This is a genomic window from Nocardiopsis sp. NPDC055879 (genome assembly GCF_053615935.1).
Window position 1 is genome coordinate 57,029 of sequence record NZ_JBSHCT010000022.1, and the last position, 26,160, is coordinate 83,188.

Consider the following 26,160-nt stretch of genomic DNA (forward strand, 5'->3'; position numbering starts at 1 on the left):
GTGAGGCATGACCGACTTCGCAACGGGGGCGCCCAGGACATGGCGTGACGTGCTGTCCGGTGCCGCGGGGGACAGGCCGGACCGGACCGCGTTCAATTTCCGTCCGGAGCAGGCGGGTGCCACGCCCGACCGGATCGACTACGCGGAGCTCGACCTGAGGGCCAGGGCGATCGGAACGCACCTGCTCGGCCTTGGCCTGGGCGGACGTTCCGCGCTCTTGTTCTACCCGCCTGGTCTGGAGTTCGTCACCGCCTTCTTCGGCTGCCTGTACGCGGGGGTCGTCGCGGTCCCCGCCTACCCGCCCACCCGCAATCCGCGTTCGCTCGCACGCGTGGTGGGCATGGTCCAGGACAGCGGTGCGGAGTTCGCGCTGACCACGGCGGCCGGACGCGATCGGATGGACGGCCGCATCGGTCTCGTCCCCGGGCTGGAGAAGCTTCGCCTGGTCGCGACGGATGACGTGCCGGACGCGGCAGCCACGGGCTGGGACGCCCCCGCACTCGATACGGGATCTCTGGCGTTCCTCCAGTACACCTCGGGCTCGACCGCCACCCCCAGAGGCGTGGCGCTCACCCACGGCAACCTGCTGGCGAACACCGCGCTGATCCAGGAGGCGTTCGGTCTGCGGGACGACATGCGCGGTGTCTCCTGGCTTCCCGTCTACCACGACATGGGACTCATCGGTTCGGTCATGGGCACCGTGCGACGTGGCGGCACCATGGCCCTGATGTCACCCGTCACCTTCATCCGCGACCCCTACCGCTGGCTCGAAGCCATCAGCGAAGACAGGGCCGTGGTCAGCGGAGCCCCCAACTTCGCCTACGACCTGTGCGTGGAGAAGGTCACCGACGAGCAGGCCGCCCGGCTCGACCTCAGCAGTTGGGAGGTGGCCTTCAACGGCGCCGAGCCCGTACGCGAGGACACGATGCGGGCCTTCGCCGACAAGTTCGCCGTCTCCGGGTTCCGATCCTCCTCGCTCCTGCCCTGCTACGGCCTGGCCGAAGCGTCCCTCATGGTCACGGCCGGACCCCACGGTTCCGGTATCCGGGTCTCGGCCCCGCCCATGGAAGGGGCCGGGGGCGGGGCCGCCTCCGACGTGGTGGCCGGCGGCGCGGTCCCCGCCGCGCATCGGGTCGAGGTCGTCGAACCGGCCACACGAACCTCGTTGCCCGAGGGCGAGGTCGGGGAGATCTGGGTCCACGGGGCCAGTGTCGCCCAGGGCTACTGGAACCGTCCCGACACCGAGGACGACCCCTTCGGGCTCACCCTGGCCGACGAACCCACGGTTCCCTTCCTTCGCACCGGAGACCTGGGTTTCCTTCGGGACGGCCAGCTGTACGTCACCGGACGCAGCAAGGACTTGATCATCGTCCGCGGACGCAACCACTATCCGCAGGACATCGAACTCACCGCCCAACGCTCTTCGCCCGCGCTTCAGCCCAACGGTGGCGCGGCCTTCGCCCTGGACGAGGAGGACGGCCGGGAGCGGGTCGTCGTCGTGCAGGAGGTCCGGAGCGGTCAGGACGTGGACCTGGACGAGGTGACCCGGAGCGTCCGTGCCGCGGTCGTCGAGGAGCATGAGGTGCGCGTGGACTCCGTGGTCCTCGTCCGCTCGCTGACCATCCCGCGTACCACCAGTGGCAAGATCGCCCGGCGCGCCTGTCGCAAGGCCCTGCACGAGGGCACGTTGACGGTGCTCGCCGAACTGCGTTCCCAGGAAGGGGAACGGCTCCTCCCCGAGGGCGAGGAGTCCGACGGCGACGCCGATGGCCTCGCCGTCTTCCTGCGCGAGTCGATCGCGGCGGTGCTCGACGTGTCCGCGACGCGGATCCCTCTGGACCGCCCCCTGGTGGAGCTGGGCATGGACTCCCTGGACACCGTCCGACTCCGACACCGCGTGGAGACCCAGCTGCAGGTGGACCTGGATCCGGAGGACGTACTCGCCCTCACCATCGACGAACTCGTGCTCCGGGCCTCGACCGCTTCGCGTGTCCCCCCGGAGGAGGTGATGACCGACGGACCCACCGACCACCCCCTCTCGCACAATCAGCGAGCGATGTGGTTCCTGCACCAGTTCGCGCCGGCCAGTTCGGCGCACAACATCGGCATGGCGGCCGAGGTCTCCGGACGGGTGGACGCGTCCGCGATGCGCCGGGCCCTGGCCCTGTTGTCGGAACGTCATACCGCCCTGCGCACCTCCTTCCCCGTGGTCGACGGCGAGCCCGTCCAGAGGGTGCACGCGGAACTCGAACCCGAGTTCACCGAGAGCGACGTGCGCGACCTGGACCGTGACCGGATCGAAGCTGAGGCCCGACGGCTCGCCTACGCTCCCTTCGACGTGGCCTCCGGTCCGTTGGTCCGGGTCTGCCTGCTCCTGGGTCCGGACCACGACAGGCTGGTGTTCATGCTGCACCACCTGGTGTCCGACCTCTGGTCGATGGAGGTGATGCTCGACGAACTGGGCCGCCTCTACCGCGCCATCACGACCGGGGGCCCGCTCCCCGACTGGGGGCCCGCGCCCAGCCACCTGCGTCCGGTTCGCCACGAGAGCGCACGGTTGGAGGACGATGGTGCCCGGCTCATCGACTTCTGGAAGGAGGAGCTCCAAGGCGCACCCACCGAACTCGAACTGCCCACCAGCCACCCCCGCCCCGCCGAGCAGGGCTTCCGTTCCGGCACCGTCCGGTTCCGACTCGACCCTGAGCTGACCAGAAGCCTCAAGGAATGCGCGGCGAAGACCGGGACCACCCTCTATTCGGTCCTGCTCGGCGCCTACCAGGTGTTCCTGTCCCGTTACTCCGGGCGGGACGATGTCCTGGTCGGTACCCCGGTCCACGGACGTGGGCGGGCCGAGACGGCCGGGATCGTCGGCAACCTGGTGAACACCGCGGTGATGCGCGGCCGGATCGCACCGGACCTGAGTTTCGCCGACCACACGCGTGCCGTCGACCGTGGCGTTCGGGCCGCACTCCACCAGGACGTCCCCCTGCCCCTGCTCGTCGAGCGGTTGAGGGTGGATCGCAACCTCGGGCGCCAGCCCCTCGTGCAGAGCCTCTTCACGTTCCAGCGCCCGATCGGTGCTCAGCCGCAAGGGATGAGTTCGCTCATCCTCGGTGACCGGGACGGCCGTTTGGAGCTGGGCGGGCTCGACCTGCGGCCCCTCCCGCTCGACCCACCGCACGGGATCTTGGACCTCTCGGTGACGTTCGCCGAGTCCGAGGAGGGATTGGGCGGACTGCTTCAGTACGACACCGCCCTGTTCACCCCGGAGGCCGTCGAGGGCATGGTGCGGCACCTGAGCACACTTCTCGCCGGAGCGGGGGCCGATCCCGAGCAGCGAGTGGGGGAACTGCCCCTGCTCGACGAGACCGAGCGTGCCCGCGTCCTCGACCGATTGACCGGTACCGGGTTCGCCCATCGCCCGGACGACTACGTCTTCCAGCGGTTCGCCGAACGGGCCGCGGCCGATCCGGACGCTCCCGCGATCGCCTTCGACTCCCGAGACCTGCCGATCGACGAGCCGGTCGACCCCGCGACCATCGTGGACGTGCCCACGCTCGGCTACGCGGAACTGGACGATCGGTCCGACCGGCTGGCCACCTATCTGGTCGGTCGGGGCGTGGGCCCCGAACAGGTCGTCGGACTGTACCTGCCGAGGTCGGTGGACGCGGTCGTGGCCATGCTCGCCGTCCTCAAGGCGGGCGGCACCTACCTGCCCATCGACTCCGAACTGCCCGCGGAGCGGGTCGAGTTCATGCTCACCGACTCCGGGGCCCGAGCGGTCGTCACCGCGACCACGCCCGAGTCCTCTCCGGCCGAGGGTGTCGAGATCGTGGCCCTGGACACCCTGGCACGCACCCTGGAAGAGCAGCCGCCGGGGCCGCCCCCCTGCCGACTGACCCCGGACAACACCGCCTACGTCATCTACACCTCGGGATCGACCGGTCGCCCCAAGGGGGTCCAGATCCCGCATCGTGCCATGGCCCACCTCATGGACGCGATGGCCGTGCCCCACACGCCCGGCCGCGGAGACCGTGTCCTGGCACTGGCCAGCTTCTCCTTCGACATCTCCGTCATGGAGGTGTTCCTGCCCCTGGTCACCGGGGGCGTCGTGCACATCGCCGACACATCGGTCAAGACCGACGGTGCCCAGCTCCGCGCCCGTCTGGACAGTGGTGCGTTCGCCTTCGCCATGGCCACACCCGCCACTTGGCAGCTCCTGGGCGACGCGCACTGGGAGGGCCATCCCGACCTGGTCGTCTCCAGTGGGGGAGAAGCGCTGTCGGAGGCTCTCGCCGACCGGCTCATCGGCCGGGGAAAACGGCTGTGGAACCTCTATGGGCCCACCGAGACCACGGTGTGGTCGGCGGCGGCAAGGATCGACGAGACCGGGCGAGGACCCGTACCGATCGGCGCTCCGCTCGGTGAGACCAGCCTCTACGTCCTCGGCCCCGAGATGGAACCGGTACCGGCGGGGGTCATCGGCGAGGTCGTGATCGGTGGCGCGGGGGTCGCCCGCGGCTACCTGGGTCGCCCCGGACTGACCGCCGACAGGTTCGTGCCCGATCCGCATGGAGGGACCCCCGGTGCTCGAATGTATCGGACCGGTGACCTGGCGCGCTTCGGCGCCGATGGGCGCCTGGAATTCCTGGGGCGGGCGGACCAACAGGTCAAGTTCAACGGTCATCGGATCGAACTCGGCGAGATCGAGAGCGCGCTCGACCGACACCCGACCGTGCGCCGTTCCGCGGTGGTGGTCCACCAGACCGCGTCGGTGTCCACGCTGGTGGCCTACGTCGAGGCCCGAAACCGTGTGGGTACGGCCGCCTTCGACCGCCAGTCCGCCGATCGCGCGCTGCGTGAGGCCCTGAGCGAGCGACTTCCCGTCTACATGGTGCCCACGCACTTCGTGTGGCTCTCCGAGCTGCCCCTGAACTCCAGCAACAAGATCGACCGAAGGAAGCTGCCCGAACCGGAGGTCACGGCGGTGGCCTCCTCGGAGGCTCCCGCCACCGACACCGAACGGGAGCTGCACCGGATCGTCGTCGAACTGCTCGGAGGCGCCCGGCTGGGACGCGACGACAACTGGTTCGAGTTGGGGGCCCACTCGCTCCTGCTGTCCAGGCTCGTCCTGCGCGTGCGGGACGTCTTCGGGGTGCGGCTGCAACTACACCGTCTGTTCGAGCGGCCGACCCTGCGAGGGGTCGCCGCCCTGGTGGACGAGTCGACCGCGACGGCACCGGCACCGGTCGTCACCCGGGTGGACCGGCGCGGTTTCGCCGGAGTCTCGGGAACGGGCCGCGCCGACGTATTGCGCAGGCTCCGCGCCTCGCGGAGCGACCAGACAGGAATGGACTCATGAGTCACCAGGAGGAGAGGACCATGCAGAGCACCGAGGAACCCCTGGCGTTCCCCGTGACGTTCGCTCAGCAACGGCTGATGATCATCGAGCAGCTCTTCCCGGGGACGGCCGCCTACCACGTCCCGTTCGCCCTGCGACTGCGGGGACCGATGGATCGGGAGGCACTGCTCGCCTCGATCGGGCATGTCATGGGTCGGCACGAGTCGTTGCGTACGGTGTTCACCACCATCGACGGCGAGTCCGCGCAGGTGGTCCTGCCCGAGTCCCCGCTGGACGTTCACGAGGAGGACCTCACCGGTACCCCCGAGGCCGGGTCCGAGGAGCTGCTCGCCGCGCGGTTGGGGGCCGACGCACGCGCGCCTTTCGCGATCGACGAGGGTCTCGTTCGGATCACCCTGTTGCGTCTGGCCCCAGAGGAACACGTGCTCGCGGTCACCATGCACCACCTGGTCTCGGACATGTGGTCGTGCGGCATCTTCGTTCGGGAGATCGCCGAGGGGTACCCGGCCTTCCTCAGTGGGCGTTCGCCACGCGGTCCCGAGCTCCCGGTGCAGTACGTGGACTACACGGCCTGGCAGCGTGAGAACCTCACCGAGGAGGTGATCGGCGACTTCCTGAGCTTCTGGCGAGGTGAGCTCGGGGGTGCGCCGCCGGTCTTGGACTTGCCCGCGGACCGCCCTCGCCCCCCGGCGCAGAGCTTCCACGGGAACATGCTGCCCTTGAGCCTGTCCCCGGAGGTGTCCAGACGCGTCCGTGAGCTGAGCGGTGAACTCGGGGCGACACCGTACATGACCATCCTGGCGGCGTTCCAGGCGGCGATCGGTCTGTGGGCGCGCACCCGCGACGTGGTGGTGAGCACCGGGGTCGCCACGCGTACCGCCGAGACCGAGGACCTCATCGGCTGCTTCATCAACATCGTGCTCTTCCGGACCTCCCTGGAGGGCGACCCCGCCTTCTCCGAGCTCGTGGGTCGTGTGCGCCGGACCGTGCTGGCGGGTTTCGAACACCAAGATCTTCCCTTCGACCGCCTGGTCGAAGAGATCGCGCCCCACCGGGACCTCAGCCATCAGCCGCTGACCCAGGTCATGTTCGTCATGCAGAACGCGCCGATGCCCAACCCCGCGGTGGGGAACCTGGAGATCTCGGCGGTGCACGTGCCCCGGAACGCCACCCAGGTCGATCTGGACCTGCAGATGTGGGACGCGGGAGACCGCTACGAGGGCTTCTTCGAGTACAGCACCGACATGTTCGACGAGGGCACCATCGCACGGCTATGGGCCCAGTTCGAGAGGCTGTTGGCCGCAGCGGTGGAGAAGCCGGAACGGAGACTCTCCGACCTTCCCCTGCTCTCCCCGAACGAGGTCGAGACCGCGGTCTCGACGTGGAACTCCACAGGTTCGGACATCCAGGATCGCTGTCTGCACGAGCTGTTCGAGGAGAGGGCCCGGCTCACCCCGAACGCCACCGCTCTCGTGTACCCGGGCGGATCGTCGACCTACGCCGAGCTGGACGCCTGGGCGGAGCGGATCGCCTCCGGCCTGACCCACCTCGGAGTGGGACCGGAGGTGCTGGTCGGCTCCTTCCTGAGCGCCGCCGCGCCGGTGCGGTTGCCGGTCTTCCTCGGCATCCTCAAGGCGGGCGGGGGCCACCTCCCGCTGGATCCGGAATACCCGTCGGATCGCCTGGCCTTCATGATCGAGGACGCGCGTCCCCGGGTACTGCTCACCGAGGACGGTCTGGCCGAGCGGTTGCCAGAGCACACCGGGGCCGCCCGGGTCATCGGGGTCGCGGACCTACAGACGGTCGAGGTTCCGGGTAGGAAGGATCGGGAGCACGATCGGGCCCGGCCCGACAACCTCGCCTACGTCATCTACACGTCTGGTTCCACCGGGCGACCCAAGGGCATCGCGGTCCCCCACCGGGGCGTGGTCAACAACATCCTCGACCTCAACCGAGTGGGCGGGGTGGGAACCACGGACACGTTGTTGGCGCTGTCCTCGGCCAGTTTCGACATGTCCGTCTACGACATGTTGGGGATGCTCGCCGCGGGCGGGACCGTCGTCCTACCCGAGGCGCACCGGGCCCAGGACCCCCGGCACTGGGCCGATCTGGTCCGGGAACACCGGATCACCGTGTGGAACTCCGCCCCCGCGCTGCTGGAGACGTTCGTCGAGGAGGTCGACGAGCGCGGCGCCGGGAGCGCTTCCTCCATACGTCTGGCTTACCTGGGGGGAGACTGGGTCGGGCTCGGCCTGCCTGAACGGTTGCGTTCGTGCGCTCCGGGCGCGCGAGTCGTGGTGATGGGCGGCGCCACCGAGGCGTCCATCCACTCCACGATCCACGAGGTGGTCACCGTGGACCCGGAGTGGTCCGCCATCCCGTACGGCGTCGCCATGGAGAACCAACAGGTCCTCGTGCTCGACGAGTACGGCCGGCCCGCCCCGATCGGGGTACCCGGTGAGCTGTACCTGGGCGGGGTCGGGTTGACCCGCGGTTACCTGGATCGCCCCGGACTGACCGCGGAGCGCTTCGTCCCACACCCCTTCGCCGGGCGTTACGGCAACGTGCCCGCGGGGGCTCGCCTATATCGGACGGGCGACCTGGTGCGCTATCGCTCCGACGGGGTCCTCGAACTCATCGGCCGTATCGATCACCAGACCAAGATCCGTGGTCTTCGAGTGGAACCGGGTGAGGTCACGGCCTCCCTGCTGACACACCCCGGGGTGGCCGAGGGAGTGGTGGTCGCGCGCGAAGACGGCGGCCGGACCCGGTTGGTCGCCTACCACGTACCGGAGGAGGGGATCGAGCCATCGATCGCTTCCTTGCGGGAGCACATCGGCGCCACCCTGCCCGAGTACATGGTGCCCTCGTCCTTCGTCGAACTGCGACGGCTGCCGCTGTCGCCCAATGGGAAGGTCGATCGGGCCGCGCTCCCCGAGCCCGGGAGTGCCCGGCCGAACCTGGACAACGCGTACACCGGCCCGCGCACCCCGGTGGAGAGCGTCCTGGTCGAACTGTGGGAGTCGGTCCTGGACGTCGATCGAGTCGGTGTCCACGACTCCTTCTTCGAACTCGGCGGGTATTCGATGGCCGCCACTCGCATCGCCGTTCTGGCCGGGGAGGTCTTCGGGATCGATCTTCCGCTGCGTGCCGTGTTCGACGCGAGGACCGTCGAACGGCAGGCCACGGTCGTGCGAGACCTGGGGCGTGAGCAGGGGGTCGACGTCGACGCGGCGGCGCAGTTGACGCTCGACGTCGGTCAGATGAGCGAGGAAGAGGTCATGGCCATGCTGGCGGAGGAGACCGGTGGTGTCCGATGAACGGTGATGTGATGGTCGACGGACCGCTGGCCGCCACCGCGACGGATGGTCTGCGGCGGCTGAGCTCGCAGGACCCGGCGCTCTTCTCGATGCTCGAACGGGACCAGATTCGTCAGGAGGAGACACTGGCCATGGTGGCCTCGGCCAGCGCGGCGGACAGCTCGGTGCTCGCCTGCGAGGGAAGCGCGGTCGGCAACGTCACCACCGAGGGTTACCCCGGACGGCGGTACCACGCGGGCTGCGTGGTGGTGGACGAGATCGAGCGGCTCGCCGTGGACAGGGCCAAGGACGTGTTCGGCGCTCGATACGCCAACGTCCAACCACATTCGGGCAGCACCGCCAACCAGGTGGTGATGACCTCCCTGCTGGATCCCGGGGACACGATCATGGGGATGGAGCTCAGCGCGGGCGGCCATCTGACGCACGGGGCACCGGTGTCCTTCTCCGGACGCTACTTCCGCCCGGTCTCCTACGGTGTGGGCCCCGACGGAAGGCTCGACCATGGCGAGATCGCCGAACTCGCTCGAAGGCACCGGCCACGTCTGATCGTGTGCGGAGCCAGCTCCTATCCACGCGAGATCGACTTCGCCCGGTTCCGTGAGATCGCCGACGAGGTGGGCGCCTACCTGCTCGCCGACATCTCGCACATCGCCGGGTTGGTCGCGGCCGGGCTGCACCCCAGCCCGATCGACGCCGCGCACTTCACCACGACCAGCACCTACAAACAGTTGTACGGACCTCGCGGTGGGCTCATCCTCATGGGCGCGGACGCCGACACCCCCGGGCCGGGCGGTCGCAGGCTCTCCTCCGTGATCCAGCAGGGGGTCTTCCCGTACTTCCAGGGAACACCTCGGGTCAACGGGATCGCCGCGAAGGCCCGGGCGCTGGGGATCGTGGGATCGGCGGGCTTCCACCGGTTGGCGGAGCGCGTCCTCGACGACGCCCGCGCCTTGGCGTCCGCGCTGGCCGAACTGGGTTGGCGCGTGCAGACCGGCGGCACCGACAACCACATGGTCCTGGTGGACACGGGAGGCTCCGGGCTGACCGGGGCCAACGCCGAGCGATCCCTCGAATCCTGCGGGATCATCGTCAACCGCAACAAGATCCCTGGTGACGGCTACCCGGCCCGGATCTCGGGCGGGGTCCGGTTCGGCACGAACTCGCTGGCCCTGCGTGGGATGGGATCCGAAGCCATGGTCGAATGCGCGACGCTGGTCGATCGTGTGTGGCGTTCGCTGCGGAGCACCGGGGATGACGAGTTCGTCCTGTCCGAAGCGGTGCGCGAGGGGGTGCGGGCCGAGGTGGCCGAGCTCTGCCGGCGTTTCCCGGTACGGGCCGGGGTCGGTGAGGAGCTCGTGTCCTCGACCCCCTGATCCCCGCCTCCGGCAGGAGGACTTCAAGGAAGGGCCCGGCCATCGTCGGGCCCTTCCGCGTTCCTCCAAGGACGCGAGGGGCGCGGCCCGATGGAGTCCTCCCTGCTCAGAGAGGGAGCGCGGCGGGGAGATTGTTGTCATGCAACTTCATGAACCCGGTGAAATCTGGTCTGGAGTGGCCTTCTCGTGAAGACTATGAAGTGCCGGGCAAGGAGTTAGCGAAAACCCGGGAGTTCGGCAAAACATAAGCTTTCATCGAGAGGGTCCACCATGAAGAAAATTGCTATTGCCTTCGGTTTCTCGTTCGGTCTCGCTTTGGCTGCGGTCCCCGCTCTCGGTGCCGAGTCCTTCGAGGTTTCGGTGGTCGCGGGGGGCACGGACTGGCCGAACTCCGGGGCGCAGATGGCCGATGGCGGGACGGACTGGCCGAACTCCACCGATGGCGGGACGGACTGGCCGAACTAGGCTTTAGGCTTCGCAAAGCCCTTTGACCAGGTCAGGAGCGAGCTCGCCCGGTCGGTGCCGGGGAATGGTCTCGTCCGAAGAAGACTTCCGCAGCCGGAGTGGCGTTGACCGGACCCGCGGTGTCGGGCACTCCGATTCTCAGAAAGAATAATGCTCTCTGCGATTCTTCAACGCATCGAGGGCGAACGGAATCCCGGGCAGGGATCCTGCATTCATCACCATTCGCTGGAAGGCCACTATAGATATGACCACCCCTGGTTTTTCGATCCCATATCTCGGGACAATGAGCGGGTCCTCTTCCATCGTCGCTCCCCAGGACTTTCTCTGGGACGGGGGGCTCCGCGACCTCGTGTCCCAGGAGAGCTCCCGCAGGGCCGGGACCCTGACGATGTCGCTCTCCGACGGGTACGTTCCGCCCGCCGTCCGCGCGCTCATGTCCGATCACCTGCCCGTGCGCTTCGACCGTTCCCCGAGCGCCCTGGAGGACATGACGATCGACCGAGCCCAGCACCTGTTCGGCGCCGAGTACGCCGACGTCCGTCCCACCTCGCCCGCCGACGCCCTCCAGCTCGTCTGCCTGGCCCTGCTCGAACCCGAGGACGTGGTGCTGCGTATCCACACCACCGGGATCGATCCTCTGGGACCCACGTTCCCGGGCTTCCACCAGCGGGTGGACCTCGACATCCCACCGGACGGGGACCTCGACCGGGCCGGTTTCATCGAGGCCGTGCGGCACCACCGACCCACGGCGATCATCTATGACGCCGTCAACCGACTGCGCAGCACCGACTTCGCCCTGCTACGGCGCGTCGCCGACGAAGCCGACAGTTTGCTCATCGCCGACATCACCGGGATCACCGGAATCATCTCCGCGGGTCTCCTGCCCAACCCGATCAACGACGCCCACATCGTGATCGCCGGTACCCACGGCCAGCTCGGCGGGCCGCCCGGGGGACTGATCCTGTGCGGACGCGACGCGAACACCGAATACCGGGGGCGTGGCATCGCCCAGCGTCTGAGGCGGGTGAGCCATCGGAACTCCCAGGGCCGGGTGGACACCTTTCTCGCCGCGCAGGCGCACACCCTGGCGGCCGCCGTGACCCCGTGGTGGCGCGAGGTCGCCGAGCGCACCATCGACAACGCCCGCACCCTCGCCGATGAACTCAGCCTGTACGGGTACCGTCCGGTGACCGGAGGTACCGACACCCACATGGTCCTCATCGACCTGGACGGTTCGGGCCTGAGCGGCACCATGGCCGAGTCGGCCCTGGCCGAGGTCGGGATCGAGGCCACCGGCAGCAGGTTCCATAGCGCCGAGCGCGACGACGAACACCACGGCCTGTCCCTCTCGTTGACCAGTCTGACCATGCGGGGTTTCGAGACCGCGCAGATTCAACGCTGTGCCGAGTTGACGCACACCGCCCTTCAAGCCACCCGCCCCGTCGGAAGCCGTGGTCACGTACTCGACCCCGCCGTCCGGGACGCCCTCCTCGACGCCATCGCCGAGCTGACGGCCCCTTCCTGAACCGGTTCCGAGGACCCGGCGGGAACGTCCGGGGCCTCACCCTCCAGACCGGATCCATGTCAGAAGAGCACGAATCCAACCCGACGATCAGGAGAAGACCCATGCAGGACACCTCGGAGAACAACATCCGCTACAGCGTCGTGGTCAACGACGAGGAACAGTACTCCGTCTGGCCCGAGTCCCGGAAGCTCCCGCACGGATGGCGGCACGAGGGCACCACCGGCACCAAGGAGGAGTGCCTGGCACACATCAACCGGACCTGGACCGACATGCGACCCCTGAGCCTGCGCCTGGCCATGGGAGACGCCTAGGTTCCGCCGGCCCCTCCATACGACCGCGGCCCGAAACCGGAGTGACCACCCGACCCTTGAGGGGTAGACAAGATGAGAATCCAGACCGAGCTCGGCCATCAGACGTTCACCGGTCGAACCAGGGAGCTCATGTCCCTTTGCCGGGAATTGGACTCCGTGGACGGACCACCGCGGCTCATCGAGGTCGTCGGTGAACCCGGTATCGGCAAGACCCGGCTGTTGACGGAAGCCCTGGCCGGCGTCGATGGAGATCGGAACACCGTCGTCGCGGGCACCGCCGACACCCAGGGGTGCGGAACGTTCGCCCCCCTGCCCGCCGGTCTCCCCGGGGTCGCGCGCCAGGAGGTGGACGGGGGTCTCGGCCTGGTCCTCGTGGTGGACGACGCCCACCTGGCCTCGCCGGAGATGGAAACGGAGATCATTCGGATCCTGCACCATCCGCCGGCCCGGCGGATGTCCTTGGTGGTGGCGCATCGTCCACGCCAGTGCTCGACCCGGCTGCTCGCCGCCATCGGTGGTTCACAAGGTCGATGGCGGCACGTGCGGCTCCAGGTAGGCCCCCTCGACAGGGAGGAGAGCCTGTCGATCACCGCCGAGGAGGTGTGTGTCCGCCACCGTTCCACCATTCATGAGAAGAGCGGGGGCAACCCCCGGTACCTGAGGGCCCTGATCGCCCTGTGCGGGGGGAGCGACTGCGTGGACGGCTCCGACATCGTCCCCGATCCTGACGCCCTGGCGCCCTTGAGCATGGAGATCGAAGCACTGCCCGGGCCGATTCGAGCGGTCGCGTACGCCGCGTCGGTGTTCGATGGGCATTTCCCACCCGAACGCCTCGCCAGGGTCGCCGACCTCGACATCGCCGAGACGCTCACGGCGGTGGGTGCGCTGGTGGACGCCGACGTACTCCGCGCCAACGCCGGACGGCGTGGATTCGTCTACCGTCACCAGGTGCTGCGCTGGGCCGCCTACTACGCGGCCCCCCTCACGACCAGGCTCGTCGCGCATCGACGGGCCGCGCACACGCTCCGTGAGGAGGGTCGTCCGGTCACCGACTACGCGGATCACCTGTGTCGGTCGGAGGATGGGGACGATGCCCGTGCCCTACTGATCGAAGCGGCCAAGGCCGTCGAGGTGTCCGACCCGGTCAAGGCCGTTCGCTGGTACGAGAGCGTTCTCGCCCACATGGGGGAGGACGATCCGCGCTCAAGGCTGGAGATCATGCTCGGCCTGGCCCGGGTGTGCGTGTCCAGTGGACGAATCGACCGGGGTCGCACGCTCATGGCCGAGGTCGATTCGCTCCTGGACCACACCGATCCGCGCACACCGGAGACCGGGGAGGTGATCGAGCTCAGGGCCTGGTTGGCGCAGATCGATGGCCACTACACCCAGGCTCGTGCCCTCCTGCACACGGGTATCGCCGGAAGGGGCGTTCACGACGCGCACCGGTTGCGTACCGCACTGGCGGCCACGTCCCTGTGGGACACCGGATGGGACTGGTCCGATGGCGCGGTCCTGTCCGTCATGGGCAGTGAGGACCCCGTGGCCCAGGCGGTCGTCCTAGGGATCCACGCCACGACCCGTCTGTCACGTGGAGACACCGAGGTCGCGCGGCACAGCGCCGTCGAGGCCGCCAAAATGATCGAACGGCGATCCGACGGTCAGCTCGCCCGCCGCCCCGAAGCACTGACCCACCTCGCCTGGGTGGAGGCCCACCTGGACACGTGCGATGTCGCGATCCGCCACTTCACGCGTGGCCTGTCCATCGTCCGGCGCGGCGGGTGTCCCCCGGCCGTGGTACCGATGCTCGTCGGTCTCGGACTCTGCCAACTGCGCCAGGGCCGGGTCGTGGAGGCCCTGGCCCGGGTCGAAGAGGCGGTCCGACTCGCCGAACTGATGGGCGCGGCGGACCTGATCGCCATGGCCTTGAACGCCCGCGCGCAGGTGTGGCTCGTCGAAGGCGCGGTCCTCGCCGCGCTCGCGGACGCCCAGAACGCCATTAACGCGGTCTCCCCGGACAGCCCCTGGTGGCGGCGGGCACGTATCTCCCAAGGTGGGGCGCACCTGCTCGCGGGCGACGTCTCGGAGGCGATCCATGCCCTGTTGGACGGCGCCGGCGATCATCTCTCCGAGCTTCCGGTCTGGGAGCGTCCCGCCGTCGCCGAGTCGCTTTGTCGGGCGGAGGCCGCCCGAGGCGATCACGACGAGGCCCTGAGTTGGGCCGCGCGGGCTACGGCCGCGGCGGAGGCCCTGGGAACCGCGCAGAGTCGCTGCCTGGCCGATCTGGCGCTGAGCGCGGCGGCTCGGCGTCCCAGCGAAGCCCTGGCCCACGCACTGGACGCCATAGTCGCCGGGGGGTCCTCGTTGACCTGCTCGTTCGAAATGGGTCGGGCGCACGCCGCGGCGGCCCGCGCCCTCCTGGCCTTGGGCGACGCCGGTTCGGCGGGCAGGCACATGGAACGGTTGGCCCTGTCCGCCGAACGCACCGGTGCGGGCGCCCTCGCGGCCTTGGTGCCGACCCTGAGGGCCGAGATCGAGCGTTTCGAGGGCGCCCCGCCACTCGTCGAGGAGAGCCGGCACAAGCTCAGCCGACGTGAGTTCGAGATCGCCGGTCTGGTCAGCGAGGGACACACCAACCGGCAGATCGCTCGACGGCTGGAGATGAGCCACAAGACCGTGGAGACCCATCTCGGTCGTATCTTCGGGAAGCTGGAAGTGGCCTCCCGGGCCGAGATCGCCGCGATGATGGGCAGAGGGGAGATCGGGGTACGTCCGCAACGAAGCAAGGCCGGGGCGGGCACCGTCACCGAGTGAGGTGGCCCCGACCGGGACCAACGGCGTGGGCCGGTCAGTTGACCAGCCCACGTTTGTGGGCCAGGACACCGGCCTGAAACCGGCTCTCCGCCTTCAGTTCGGTCATGATCTCGGCGATGTGGCGCCGACAGCTGCGAACGGAGATGCCCAGTTTTCGGGAGACCATCTCGTCCTTGGCCCCCGTGACCAAGCCCTCCAGGATGGCTTCGCGGATCTCCTCCTTGGCCACGGGCTGTTCGTTCAACGTGTCCACGGGGAATGAACGCCCGTTCTGCCACATGAGGTCGAAGAAGGAGCAGAGGTTGTCCACCACGGACGGTTCGCGCAACAGCACCGCGCCCTGGGTGACCTCGCCCCCCTCCATGGGGATGAAGGCCACCCGGCGGTCGAAGACGATCATCCGTCGAGGGACCACCGGAATGGTACGGACCTGCGCACCCAGTTTGCTGACCTCGTTGACGTAGTGCCTGGTGGGCGCGTGGTGTCGGGTCGCGTGTTGGAGGACCGAGCGCATCACCACCCCACGTTCCAACATGAGGCGGTCCAAGGAGATGCTGCGCGAGAGACCCTTCTCGCTCATGCCTCCGCCGGAGTGAGCGATGCACAACTCCTTCTCGGCCCTTTGTGCCTCGTTGGACAGGATCAGACGGACCAGGTCGACGTCCTCCACCACATCGAACGCCTCGGAGTTGCGGCGGGACTGACGAGCACTGAAGTAGGTGGCTTGGAGGGAGAGGAGCTCGTCGCGGACACGGTCCATCCGGATCTGTTCGTCTTGCAGACGTCTGCGGTCCGCCTCCAGCAGTTCGACCGCCGCGGACTCCGGCCCACTGGCCTGGTACCGATAGCGGGAGTCTTGGGAAGGACGCAACAGTCGGTAACCGATCAACAGGTCGATGAGTTCGAGGAGCCGGTCCTCGTCCAGACCCAGAAGCTCCCGAGCCTGTTCCGGTGTCCATGAGGGATCCTCGATGGTCAACCGGTAAAGCTCCACCGCTTCAGGGGGTATCGGTCCTTCGAGCTCGGTCGGTCCTTCTATCAACTTCTAACCGTTCTGGGAGGGGCGATCTCGGATCTCATGAGGCCCGGGACAAGGGCGTACCACCGTGGGTCGACCTGCGGTGGACGGGCTTCACCGCGCAACGGAATCGGCTTATCGATGGTAGGTGAGCTTGGGTCGGTAAGACATGTCGTGTCCGGAACCGGCCGTTTCGCATGATGGGTCCGGTGAGCCCCTCGACCGATGACGCCTCGACGAAGAGGCGGTCGACAGTGGTGGCGGGCGTTCTCGTGGTGTCGGGGGGTTGAAGGTCGACGATGGTGTGTTCGAGGGCCCCGTCCCACTTGGAGTTCCAGGTGGGCCCGGATCGGCGTGTTCTTCACCATCTCTTTCGACGGCGTTCTCCGGTCCTCGATGAAAATAACCAACGAATCTCCCCGTGTAAATGTGGGAAATATTCTCGACTCGCCTTCCTTGTGTCCGTTTATGTTACTTGTGTTCTCGGTTGAAAGGATAAGAATTCTCTCTGGTCGTCCATGTGAGGTCTTTTGTGTAATACTCTCACCTGGCGATGAATGAGGGTTTTTCGGGCAAGTCGTCCATTGGTCTCTTTCCGGGTGAAGATTGAGGTCAGGGGTCTGCGGTGGATCGAGTGACAGCCTCTCTGAGCTGCTTTTCTGCCGTCGAGGTGGGCTGTAGTCTCTCTTCTTCAACCGACCGTGGGTCGACTGACAGGCGCACGAAAACAATCTTCTGGCCGCTTCAACCCCGCTGTCGCCCGCGTATTGAATCTGTCGGCGTAGATCTATTTCATCAGCCCACAGAGCGTGGAGAGTGTCCGTGAGTCCCGACACCGAACAAAGTAATCCTGGTGCCACTACCGATGAGAGGAAGTTCCTGTATGCCCGTTCCGCCCTGCTCGGATATTTCTTCCTGACCGGAGCATTGCTGCCGGTGTGGGCGTCCCGCATCCCGGCGGTCAAGGAACAGGCCGGCGTCGGCGCCGACCAACTGGGCCTCGCCCTCCTGTGCATGGGCCTGGGGGCGGTGCTCACGGCGCGCACGGGCGGAGCCCTGCTCGATCGGTGCGCGCCCCGGTTCGTCATCGTCCCGGCCGGGGTGGTCGCGCCCCTCTGCCTGATGCTGCCGGGCATGGCCGAGGGTCCCGTCCGGTTGGCCATCGCCCTGTTCGTGTTGGGCGTCGCCCACTCCTTGCTCAACATCAGCGTCAACACCCACGCGGCCCTGCTCCAGAGGCCCCTGGGACGTTCGTTGATGTCCTCCTGCCACGCCTTCGTCTCACTGGGATCGTGCTTCGGGGCGCTGTGCGGATTCGTCACCGCCTACGCGGGCGTCAGCCCGCTCGCCGCGTTCCAGATGGTGGGGGTGCTCCTGGCCCTGGCCGCGTTGCTCCCGATGGGAGCCCTGTTGCGGTTCGCGCCTCCGCCGGTGGAGAAACCGAGCCGAGACCGTGAGACCGGCCGGCGGCCCGTGCTCTCACCACATCTGCTCCTCCTGGGAGCGATGGTCCTGACGGCCATGCTCACCGAGAGCGCCGTTCAGGACTGGAGCGCGCTCTACGCGCAGGAGAGCGTGAACGCCTCCGGGGCGTTCGCGGCCTCGGTCTTCGCCACGTTCACGATCACCATGACCATCGGCCGCCTGTTCGGGGACCGCCTGGCCCGGGTGCTGGGCCGCGTGAAACTGCTGCGGTCCAGTGCCCTGGTCGTGGTCTGCGGGTTCTTCATCGCCCTCGTCGTGCCCTGGGCCTGGGCCCTGCCGGTGGGGTTCGCCCTGGTCGGTCTGGGCCTGTCGTGCACGGTGCCGCAGCTCTTCAGCGCCGCGTCGGAGATCGATCCCCACCGGGTCGGAAGGAACCTGGGGACGGTGGCGGCGATCGGTTACCTGGGTCCTCTGGTGGGGGCGCCCGTGATCGGTGCCCTCGCGGAGCAGGAGGGCGTCGGCACGGGCCTGTTGCTGCCCGCGCTCCTGGTGTGCGGCCTGGCCCTGGGCGCCGGCGTGGCCGACCCGCGACGCGCGGCGCGGGTGACCCACCGCCAGGCCCGGTGAGGCGTCGCACGTGGACACCGGTCGGATTCGCGAAGAGACCTGGACGGAACACGAGGACTTCGAGGCCCGTGGCCCCGGCGCCGTGAGACGCCGCCTTCTCGGTCGACCTGGAGACGGTTCCAACGCCTCATGCGTGCCGGAGAGGAGTTCATCCTCCTCCGCGTCGAGGGCGCCGTCCTCGTTTGGGGGACGTGGCCGTCGACTACGGGGAGGGGCCGGAACGAGACGGTCCCATGGGTCTGCGCCGAGTGCCCTGGGAAAGCGGAAGGCCAGGTCACCGGGGGATCGGTTTGACCTGGCCGTTTGTACGTATGGAGCGGATGACGGGAATCGAACCCGCGTTATCAGCTTGGGAAGCTGAAGTTCTACCATTGAACTACATCCGCGTGAGCGCGCCGGTTGCGGCTGCCAACGGTGGTTATCCTAGCCCAACTCCGGGTCGGTTCGGCAAGTCGGCGTGGTGATGACGCCCTCACGGGAGGACCGTAGGGCTGTTCTCGCAGGCGGTGGGTTCGACCGGTAGGTTCGACACCGTGTTGCTCTCCGATCGTGACCTCAACAAGCAGATCGAGTCCGGGCGGGTCCGGATCGATCCCTTCGACCCCTCTCTCGTGCAGCCGTCCAGCATCGACGTGCGTCTGGACCGCTTCTTCCGGGTCTTCGAGAACCACAAGTACCCCCACATCGACCCGTCGGTGGAACAACCGGACCTGACCCGGTTGGTGGAGACCGACGGGGAAGAGGCCTTCATCCTGCATCCCGGCGAGTTCGTGCTGGCTTCGACCTACGAGATCGTGACCCTGCCGGACGACGTCGCGAGCCGGTTGGAGGGCAAGAGCTCTCTCGGTCGGCTCGGTCTGCTCACGCATTCGACCGCCGGGTTCATCGATCCGGGGTTCTCCGGTCACGTGACCTTGGAGTTGTCCAACGTGGCGACGCTGCCGATCAAGCTCTACCCCGGCATGAAGATCGGGCAGCTGTGCATGTTCCAACTGACCTCACCGTCGGAGCGCCCGTACGGTTCGGCCGCCTACGGCTCGCGCTACCAGGGACAACGCGGCCCGACTCCGTCGCGTTCGCACCAGAACTTCGTTCGGACCCGGGTCGTGGAGGAGGAGCGTTAAAGCGAGGGGTCGCTTCGAAGCCTCAAATCGTCCTTACGGTACGGTCATGTTTTGACACGTTCCGTTGTTTCATGTGCCTGACATGGAACTGTGACCCTTGTCGCCCTAAAATGTGCAGTGGTATAGATCACATTCGGGCGCCCTGTGGGATCTGCATCCGGCGCTACAGGTCGGCGGACGTGTTTTATGGCGGTTAAACATGTTATCTGGTAGTGACATGCCGCCTGAACTGTGCGTTCACATCTCGGTAAGGTGGCGCCCCGACGTGACCAGGTGATGGTTTCGCCCTTTGACGGGCGCGCACGGGGGGCTCTGCGCGGACCACTCACCTGTGGAAACCGCAGGTTCGCGGTGAGGACCGACATCCTCGGCGAGCCTTCGCGACAGGGACAGCCCCGTGAGGAGACCGTGCCAGCAGTACGCGCAGACCACCTGTACAAGGTGTTCGGTAAGCAATCGAAGGCAGCCGTCGAACGGCTGTCCGACGGTAGCCACCGTGACACCATCGCCGACCTCGACGTGACCGCCGCCGTCATCGACGTGTCCTTCGAGGTCCAACCGGGCGAGATCTTCGTCGTCATGGGCCTGTCCGGCTCGGGTAAGTCGACGCTGATCCGGATGCTCAACGGCCTCCTCGACCCGACCGCGGGGTCGGTCGAGGTCGACGGCGTGAACATCACCGCCCTCAACCAGAAGGACCTGCTCAAGCTTCGGGGCGAGAAGATCAGCATGGTCTTCCAACACTTCGCCCTGCTCCCGCACCGCACCGTGCTGGAGAACGCGGCCTACGGCCTTGAGCTGCGCGGAATCCCGCGCGCCGAGCGCTTCGAGAAGGCCAAGGAGACCCTCGCCCTGGTCGGGCTGGAGGGATGGGAGGACAAGCTCCCGCAGCAGCTCTCCGGTGGCATGCAGCAGCGCGTGGGCCTGGCCCGCGCCCTCGCCGCCGACACCGACATCATCCTCATGGACGAGGCGTTCAGCGCGCTGGACCCGCTGATCCGCCGCGACATGCAGACGCAGCTCATCGAGCTCCAGGCGAGCCTGGGCAAGACGATCATCTTCATCACGCACGACCTCAACGAGGCCATGCGCCTTGGTGACCGGATCTGCGTGCTCCGGGACGGTCGTGTCGCCCAGATCGGGGAAGCCGCCGAGATCCTCAACTCCCCGGCCAACGACTACGTGGAACGTTTCATCGAGGACGTCGACCGCTCCCGGGTGCTCACCGCGTCCGCGGTCATCGACGCCTCCGTGGCCAAGGACGACTCCGTTCCTCAGGTCGACGCCGACACCGCCGTCGCCGACCTGTTCTCAAGTGTGTCGACCTCGGACCGTCTGCGTGTGGTCTCCGACCAGGGTGAGGTGCTCGGCATGGTTACCCGTGAGTCCGTGCTCGCCTCGCTCAACACCAACGCGAGCGGGGAGAAGAGCAAGTGACACCCGTCGACTTTCCGCCCTCCCTGCCTCTCGGTGAGGGGTTCGAGGCGTTCAACAGCTGGTTGAAGGCCAACTTCGGTTGGTTCTTCGACCTGAGCGGTGAGTTCATCCGCTGGGCGGTCGCCGTCCTGTCCGGGTTCTTCGTCGAACCCGCGGCCGGGCAGCTGGCCTTCATCGCCGCGGTGATCATCGCCGCGCCGTTGGTGCGTTGGCGTCGGCTTCCGCTGCTCGGCATCGTCATCGGCGTCTCGTTGCTGTACGTCCTCGAAGCACTGTTCGGTGTCGTGACGGCCATCGTCAACGCCGTCCCGGGGCTCTTCATCTGGGCGATGAACCTGTTCGACACGGTCGTGGAGCCCTACTTCGTGGTCTCCCTCGTGTTCCTGATCGCGGTCACCGCGCTGGGACTCGTCGAGAAGCGGACCCGGTTCCGCGCCGGGGTCGTCGCCGGCGGCTGGTTGCTCGTGGTGCTGCTCGGCTGGCTGTTGCTGCCGATGTTCGTCACCCGGCCGATGGCGCTGATGATGATCCTGCTGCTGAGCCTGCTCGCGCTCTCGGTGGCCGGTTGGCGCATGGGGCTGTTCGCGCTGATCGCCCTGACCATCGTGGCCTCCGTCGGACAGTGGACCAACGCCATGGACACGCTCGGTCTGGTCCTGGTGGCCAGTCTCGTGGCCGTGGTCATCGCGATTCCGATCGGCATCCTGGCCGCCTACAACGACACGCTCAGCAAGATCGTCAAGCCGATCCTGGACCTGATGCAGACGCTGCCCGCGTTCGTCTACCTGATCCCGGCGATCTTCTTCTTCTCGATCGGCGCCGTACCCGGTGTGGTCGCGACCATCGTGTTCGCGATGCCGCCCGGCGTACGCCTGACCGAACTCGGCATCCGCGGCATCGACAAGGAACTCGTGGAGGCGGGTGAGGCCTTCGGTGCTCCCCGGAGCAAGATCCTCACCGGTATCCAGCTTCCCCTCGCCCTGCCCACGATCATGGCCGGTGTCAACCAGGTCATCATGCTGGGCCTTTCCATGGTCGTCATCGCCGGCATGGTCGGTGCCGGTGGTCTGGGCAGCCAGGTCTACCAGGGCATCACCCGTAACGACGGTGCGCTCGGTTTCGAGGCCGGTATCGCCGTGGTGATCCTGGCGATCTTCCTGGACCGCCTCACCGCCGCCGTCACCAAGAACAGCCCGCAGGCCCGTGTCGCTTCCTGACATCGGCCGGTCCACGCAAGTCACTAGGGAAGGGAATCCCGAAGATGTACAGCCGTAAGCGCATGACGGGTCTGGCCGCCGCCGGTATGAGCGGAGTGCTCCTGCTGTCCGCCTGTGGGAACGGCGGCGAGGACCTGACCGGTGGTTCGGACTCCGAAGAGGGCGGTCAGGACATCAGCATCGCGCTGATCGCCTGGGAGGAGGCCATCGCCACCACCGCCATGTGGGAGGTCATCCTGCAGGAGAAGGGCTACAACGTCGAGGTCACCGACGTCGACGTCGCTCCGGCCTTCCAGGGCGTTGCCAACGGCGACGTGGACCTGTACCTGGACACCTGGCTCCCGGCCACGCACGAGCAGTACTGGAACGACTACGGCGACCAGATCGAGGACCTCGGTTCCTGGTACGACAACGCCATCCTGACCCTCACGGTTCCCACGTACATGGAGGACGTGAACAGCATCCCGGACCTGCTCGACCACGCGGACGAGTTGGACAACCGCATCGTCGGTATCGACCCGGGCGCCGGCCTGACCGACACCACGCAGAACAGCGCGATGCCCGGCTACGGCCTGGACGACGAGTTCGAGCTCGTGACCTCCTCGGGCGCGGCCATGCTCGCCGAGCTGGACTCCGCGATCGCCGAGGAGGAGCCCATCGTCGTGACGCTGTGGCGTCCGCACCCGGCCTACGCCGAGCACGACCTCAAGGACCTTGAGGACCCCGAGGGCCTGATGGGCGAGGCGGAGTCCATCCACGCCATCGGTCGCGAGGGCTTCGGAGAGGACTTCTCGGAGGTCGCCGGCTGGATCGAGGGCTGGACGATGGACGACGACGAGCTGTCCACGCTGGAGGTTCTCACGCTCGACGAGTACGAGGACGAGCCGCAGGAGGGCGCTCGCGTCTGGCTGTCGGAGAACCCCGAGTTCCTGGAGCGCACCCTGGGCGAGGACGCCGAGGGCCTGGAGTTCTAAGGACCTCCACGCGGACCCGTTCGACGGGTACACGCTCATGGGGGCCGTTCCACCGCCAGGACCCGAGCCACCGGTGGGGCGGCCCTTCGTCGTGAACGGGGTTCTCCGGAGCCGTGGCGATGATCCGTGGCCGGTCACGGAACCGACCACGGCGGGCCGGAGTTTCAGCGGTCGTTCTCACACGTAAACTGGTGGTTCAAGTACATTTGAGACGGTCGTTCCCATGCTGGGGACGGCCGTTTCCGTGTGTCGTCACAGAGCCCGCGTCGATGGTCGACCCTCCACGGCGTGCGGGCGCACAGAAGGACTTCGAGGGCGGGAGACCCCAAGGATGTACAGCCACAAGGGCCTGAAGAGTCTGGTCGCGGGCGGGATGGGCGGGGCACTCCTGCTGACCGGATGCGCGGCCGAAGAGGGTGGCGAGGACCTCAAGGACGTCGAGATCGCGCTGATCGGCTGGGAGGAGGCGATCGCGGTCACCCACCTGTGGGAGGTGATCCTGGAGGAGAAGGGCTACGACGTCACGGTCACCGAGACCGATCTGACGTCCGCCTTCGAGGGGGTGGCCGCCGGCGATCTCGACCTGTACCTGGACATGTGGCTCCCGGTCACGCACCACGAGTACATGGACGAGCACAGGGGTCGGGTCGAGACCCTGGGTTCCTGGTACGACAACGCCTCCCTCACCCTGACGGTTCCCGAGTACATGGAGGACCTGGTCTCGATCGACGACCTGCCTCGACATTCCGACGCCCTGGGCGGGAAGATCGTCGGTATCGAACCGGACGCGGGTCTGACCAGGGTCACCCGGGACCAGGCGATGCCCGGCTACCTGCTCGACGAGGATTTCGAGCTGGAGACGTCGTCGGGTGCCTCGATGATGGCCGAGTTGGGTGAGGCGTACGAGGCGCGGGAACCCATCGTCGTGACGCTGTGGCGTCCGCACCCGGCCTACGCCCAGTACGGCCTCAAGGACCTTGAGGACCCGCAGGGGTTGATGGGCGAGGCCGAGAACATCCACTCCGTTGGTCGAGACGGCTTCGGCGAGGACTACCCGGAACTGACCGAGTGGATCCAGAACTGGACCATGAACGACGACGAACTGGCGGAACTGGAGGTGCTCACGGTGGCCCCCGGCGTGGAGGACGCCACCGCGGGGGCCCGCGAGTGGCTGTCGAAGAACCCCATGTTCCTGGAGCGCACCATGGGTGAAGCGGCGCAGGGCCTGGAGTTCTGACCCATGTGACCGTGCGCACGAACGGGTGGCGACCCCTCGCGCCGAGGGGGAGCACGAGAAGCGGGGGCCGTCATCCCATCTGGGAGGACGGCCCCCGCCGTGTGTTCGTTCGCGTTGCTCCGGTCCCGCGGTTCAGGGGGCGTAGTAGCCGCCCTGCGCACCGCCGCCGGGGCTGATCCGACGATCGGCCTCACGCCTGGGCAACATGTAGGCGGCGAGGAGCCCACCGATGAAACCGAACAGGTGTGCTTGCCACGAGACTCCGGGGTGTTGGGGCAGAACCCCCCAGATCATGGTCCCGTAGAAGATGACCACGCAGATCATGATGACGATGTCGACGGTCTTGCGCTCGATGATGCCGCGTAGGACGGTGTAGCCGAAGTAGCCGAACACGAGTCCGCTGGCGCCCACCGTGGGGACGCCCGGGACGGAGAACAGCCACACGCCCACACCGCTCACCACGGCCACGATCAGGGTGGTGAGCAGGAAGCGGCCTTGGCCGCTGAAGGCGACCAGGGACCCCAACACCAGGAACGGCAGCGAGTTACCGATCAGGTGGGGGAAGTTGGCGTGCATGAACGGGGCGGTCAATATCGTCCAGGGGGCGCTCGTGTCCCAGGCACGCAGCCCGAACTCTTGGTCGAGCCGCATGCCGGGGACGGTGTCGACGATCTCGAACACCCACATGGCCGCGAGCATCCCCGCTACGGTCAGGATGGCGGTGATTCTGGACTGCTTCACACTTTGAGCGTAAAGGAACAGGCCTTGTGGCGGTATGTCCGTCGCGGTGTGTGTGATGAATAGAGAGGAATGTCTGACTGATCCTCGGGGTGGAACGGTGCGGCTCGGTCCGAGGCGGGGCCGGTATGGTGCCCCGGTCAGGAGGTCAGGGAGCGCTTGCGGGGCGGGATGCCGGCGACGGCCATGAAGGCCTCGACCCTGGCGGGCTGGATCATCCCGGTCAACGGCAGGTGGCTGCGCGCGGTGCGGCGACCGGACAGGGACGGGAAGCGCTTGGCTCGCCCGGTGGTGTCGTACAGGCCCAGGGAACGGATGCGCCCGGGCAGCAGGTGGTAGGAGCCGATCTCCTCGAAGGGGACGCTCACGACGTAGGACCCGCGCTCGTAGCGGAACTCGTCCTTGGAGATCTCCAGCACGGGCTTCCTGATCAGGTGGCCGTGGACGGCGCAGGCCGCGCCGCCGAGTACGAGCAGGACCCCGAGGGTGACGCCGGCCCAGTGGCCGGAGCCGATCAGTGCCGTGATCAAGCCCAGGATCACCAGAACGTAACCGGCCCAAGTCTCTACGTACTTACGACCTACAGGGCAGACCAGGCGGACCGATTCGGACACGGCGGATGCCTCTCTCGCTGGGCGGGGCGCTGAGGATGACGGAGGTCGTCACACGGAACCTTATCCGCTTCGTGTGCGAGGGGTCCTCGGTTTCGGACATTTAGGTGGCGGGGTTCAGGACATATCCGTGTCCATTTTCGAGTGTCGTGCGGATACAAGAGTCGATGATTGGTTCATCCTATGTTTTCTAGGATAGAAATCGCCTCGGTGAACTGTCCTATTTTGGTGCGACTTGAGGTGAATGGTTCTCTGTGTCCACTTCTCTTTTGGTAGTGATTCGGGTCCTCGCCGTAGTTAAACATTGTTGACTTATGTGTCGAGGCTGTTCGAGCTAACCGATTAACCGCAAACCTTTAGTCGGTCGTCCGAATCCCCGGTGATTGGCGGGTTTTCCCGTGGGTCCTCTGGCCTGCGGAGATGTGAAGTGACACGGTGCGTTGTCGGGGTATTGAGAAAACATGACCAGGGCTTGGTCCGATGGGCGCGAACCGGTTGCGGATGGGTCACGAATCCGGCATTGGGGCTATACAGATTTTTCGCTAAATGGTCTTCTGATCGACTAATCGCCTAGTTTTGTCGGGG

At 67.2% G+C, this 26,160-nt stretch carries 15 protein-coding genes and 1 tRNA gene; 12 read left to right on the forward strand and 4 right to left on the reverse strand.

Annotation, left to right across the window (positions count from 1 at the left end):
* Positions 1-7 precede the first annotated feature (7 nt).
* From ACWGKS_RS23800 to ACWGKS_RS23825, 6 genes are all read left to right on the forward strand, one after another.
* Complete coding sequence (locus tag ACWGKS_RS23800; RefSeq protein ID WP_452524101.1) at positions 8-5,362, forward strand: amino acid adenylation domain-containing protein; 5,355 nt, start codon at positions 8-10, stop codon at positions 5,360-5,362.
* Positions 5,359-8,682 carry a non-ribosomal peptide synthetase gene (locus ACWGKS_RS23805; protein ID WP_452524103.1) on the forward strand — a complete coding sequence of 1,108 codons (3,324 nt, stop codon included), beginning with the start codon at positions 5,359-5,361 and terminating at the stop codon, positions 8,680-8,682. Before ACWGKS_RS23800 ends, ACWGKS_RS23805 begins: the two co-directional genes overlap by 4 nt.
* Complete coding sequence (locus tag ACWGKS_RS23810; RefSeq protein WP_358511835.1) at positions 8,679-10,055, forward strand: serine hydroxymethyltransferase; 1,377 nt, start codon at positions 8,679-8,681, stop codon at positions 10,053-10,055. Before ACWGKS_RS23805 ends, ACWGKS_RS23810 begins: the two co-directional genes overlap by 4 nt.
* 748 nt (positions 10,056-10,803) lie before the next feature.
* On the forward strand, positions 10,804-12,045 hold the full coding sequence (locus ACWGKS_RS23815) for a hypothetical protein (RefSeq protein WP_358509901.1): 1,242 nt from the start codon (positions 10,804-10,806) through the stop codon (positions 12,043-12,045).
* Between the two features lie 101 nt (positions 12,046-12,146).
* Positions 12,147-12,356 carry an MbtH family protein gene (locus ACWGKS_RS23820; RefSeq protein WP_358509898.1) on the forward strand — a complete coding sequence of 70 codons (210 nt, stop codon included), beginning with the start codon at positions 12,147-12,149 and terminating at the stop codon, positions 12,354-12,356.
* A 72-nt stretch (positions 12,357-12,428) separates the two neighbouring features.
* Positions 12,429-15,167, forward strand: a complete 2,739-nt coding sequence (locus ACWGKS_RS23825) for a LuxR C-terminal-related transcriptional regulator (protein WP_452524106.1) — start codon at positions 12,429-12,431, stop codon at positions 15,165-15,167.
* Positions 15,168-15,201: 34 nt separating this feature from the next.
* On the opposite strand, the gene ACWGKS_RS23830 is transcribed toward ACWGKS_RS23825, so the two are convergent.
* Positions 15,202-16,146 carry a LuxR C-terminal-related transcriptional regulator gene (locus ACWGKS_RS23830; RefSeq protein WP_452524108.1) on the reverse strand — a complete coding sequence of 315 codons (945 nt, stop codon included), beginning with the start codon at positions 16,144-16,146 and terminating at the stop codon, positions 15,202-15,204.
* Positions 16,147-17,007: 861 nt separating this feature from the next.
* On the opposite strand from ACWGKS_RS23830, the gene ACWGKS_RS23835 reads away from it, so the two are divergent.
* Positions 17,008-18,237, forward strand: a complete 1,230-nt coding sequence (locus tag ACWGKS_RS23835; protein ID WP_358509890.1) for an MFS transporter — start codon at positions 17,008-17,010, stop codon at positions 18,235-18,237.
* Between the two features lie 312 nt (positions 18,238-18,549).
* Here ACWGKS_RS23835 and ACWGKS_RS23840 read toward each other — a convergent pair.
* Positions 18,550-18,623, reverse strand: a tRNA-Gly gene (locus ACWGKS_RS23840).
* A gap of 147 nt (positions 18,624-18,770) precedes the next feature.
* On the opposite strand from ACWGKS_RS23840, the gene dcd reads away from it, so the two are divergent.
* The 5 genes from dcd (at position 18,771) to ACWGKS_RS23865 (ending at position 24,226) form a co-directional block, all read left to right on the forward strand.
* Entirely contained in the window at positions 18,771-19,361 is a 591-nt protein-coding gene (gene dcd, locus ACWGKS_RS23845; protein ID WP_358509888.1) for a dCTP deaminase, read from the forward strand.
* A 408-nt stretch (positions 19,362-19,769) separates the two neighbouring features.
* Positions 19,770-20,798 carry a quaternary amine ABC transporter ATP-binding protein gene (locus ACWGKS_RS23850; RefSeq protein WP_358509885.1) on the forward strand — a complete coding sequence of 343 codons (1,029 nt, stop codon included), beginning with the start codon at positions 19,770-19,772 and terminating at the stop codon, positions 20,796-20,798.
* Positions 20,795-22,015, forward strand: a complete 1,221-nt coding sequence (locus ACWGKS_RS23855) for an ABC transporter permease (protein ID WP_358509882.1) — start codon at positions 20,795-20,797, stop codon at positions 22,013-22,015. The genes ACWGKS_RS23850 and ACWGKS_RS23855 overlap by 4 nt, the downstream gene beginning before the upstream one ends.
* 44 nt (positions 22,016-22,059) lie before the next feature.
* Positions 22,060-22,989, forward strand: a complete 930-nt coding sequence (locus ACWGKS_RS23860) for a glycine betaine ABC transporter substrate-binding protein (protein ID WP_358509879.1) — start codon at positions 22,060-22,062, stop codon at positions 22,987-22,989.
* Positions 22,990-23,320: 331 nt separating this feature from the next.
* The gene (locus ACWGKS_RS23865; protein WP_358509876.1) at positions 23,321-24,226 is read left to right on the forward strand and encodes a glycine betaine ABC transporter substrate-binding protein; all 906 of its coding nucleotides are present in this window, start codon (positions 23,321-23,323) and stop codon (positions 24,224-24,226) included.
* A gap of 132 nt (positions 24,227-24,358) precedes the next feature.
* Here ACWGKS_RS23865 and ACWGKS_RS23870 read toward each other — a convergent pair whose 3' ends face one another.
* Positions 24,359-24,967 carry a rhomboid family intramembrane serine protease gene (locus ACWGKS_RS23870; protein ID WP_452524111.1) on the reverse strand — a complete coding sequence of 203 codons (609 nt, stop codon included), beginning with the start codon at positions 24,965-24,967 and terminating at the stop codon, positions 24,359-24,361.
* Between the two features lie 137 nt (positions 24,968-25,104).
* Positions 25,105-25,578, reverse strand: coding sequence for a hypothetical protein (locus ACWGKS_RS23875; protein ID WP_358509870.1), 474 nt, complete (start codon positions 25,576-25,578; stop codon positions 25,105-25,107).
* Positions 25,579-26,160 lie beyond the last annotated feature (582 nt).

Excerpts from the sequence above, each read along its gene's own strand:
- ACWGKS_RS23860 (WP_358509879.1), top strand. The coding sequence starts at position 22,060 with ATGTACAGCCGTAAGCGCATGACGGGTCTGGCCGCCGCCGGTATGAGC.
- ACWGKS_RS23815 (WP_358509901.1), top strand. The coding sequence starts at position 10,804 with ATGAGCGGGTCCTCTTCCATCGTCGCTCCCCAGGACTTTCTCTGGGAC.
- ACWGKS_RS23865 (WP_358509876.1), top strand. The coding sequence starts at position 23,321 with ATGTACAGCCACAAGGGCCTGAAGAGTCTGGTCGCGGGCGGGATGGGC.
- ACWGKS_RS23805 (WP_452524103.1), top strand. The coding sequence starts at position 5,359 with ATGAGTCACCAGGAGGAGAGGACCATGCAGAGCACCGAGGAACCCCTG.
- ACWGKS_RS23820 (WP_358509898.1), top strand. The coding sequence starts at position 12,147 with ATGCAGGACACCTCGGAGAACAACATCCGCTACAGCGTCGTGGTCAAC.
- ACWGKS_RS23810 (WP_358511835.1), top strand. The coding sequence starts at position 8,679 with ATGAACGGTGATGTGATGGTCGACGGACCGCTGGCCGCCACCGCGACG.
- ACWGKS_RS23800 (WP_452524101.1), top strand. The coding sequence starts at position 8 with ATGACCGACTTCGCAACGGGGGCGCCCAGGACATGGCGTGACGTGCTG.
- ACWGKS_RS23825 (WP_452524106.1), top strand. The coding sequence starts at position 12,429 with ATGAGAATCCAGACCGAGCTCGGCCATCAGACGTTCACCGGTCGAACC.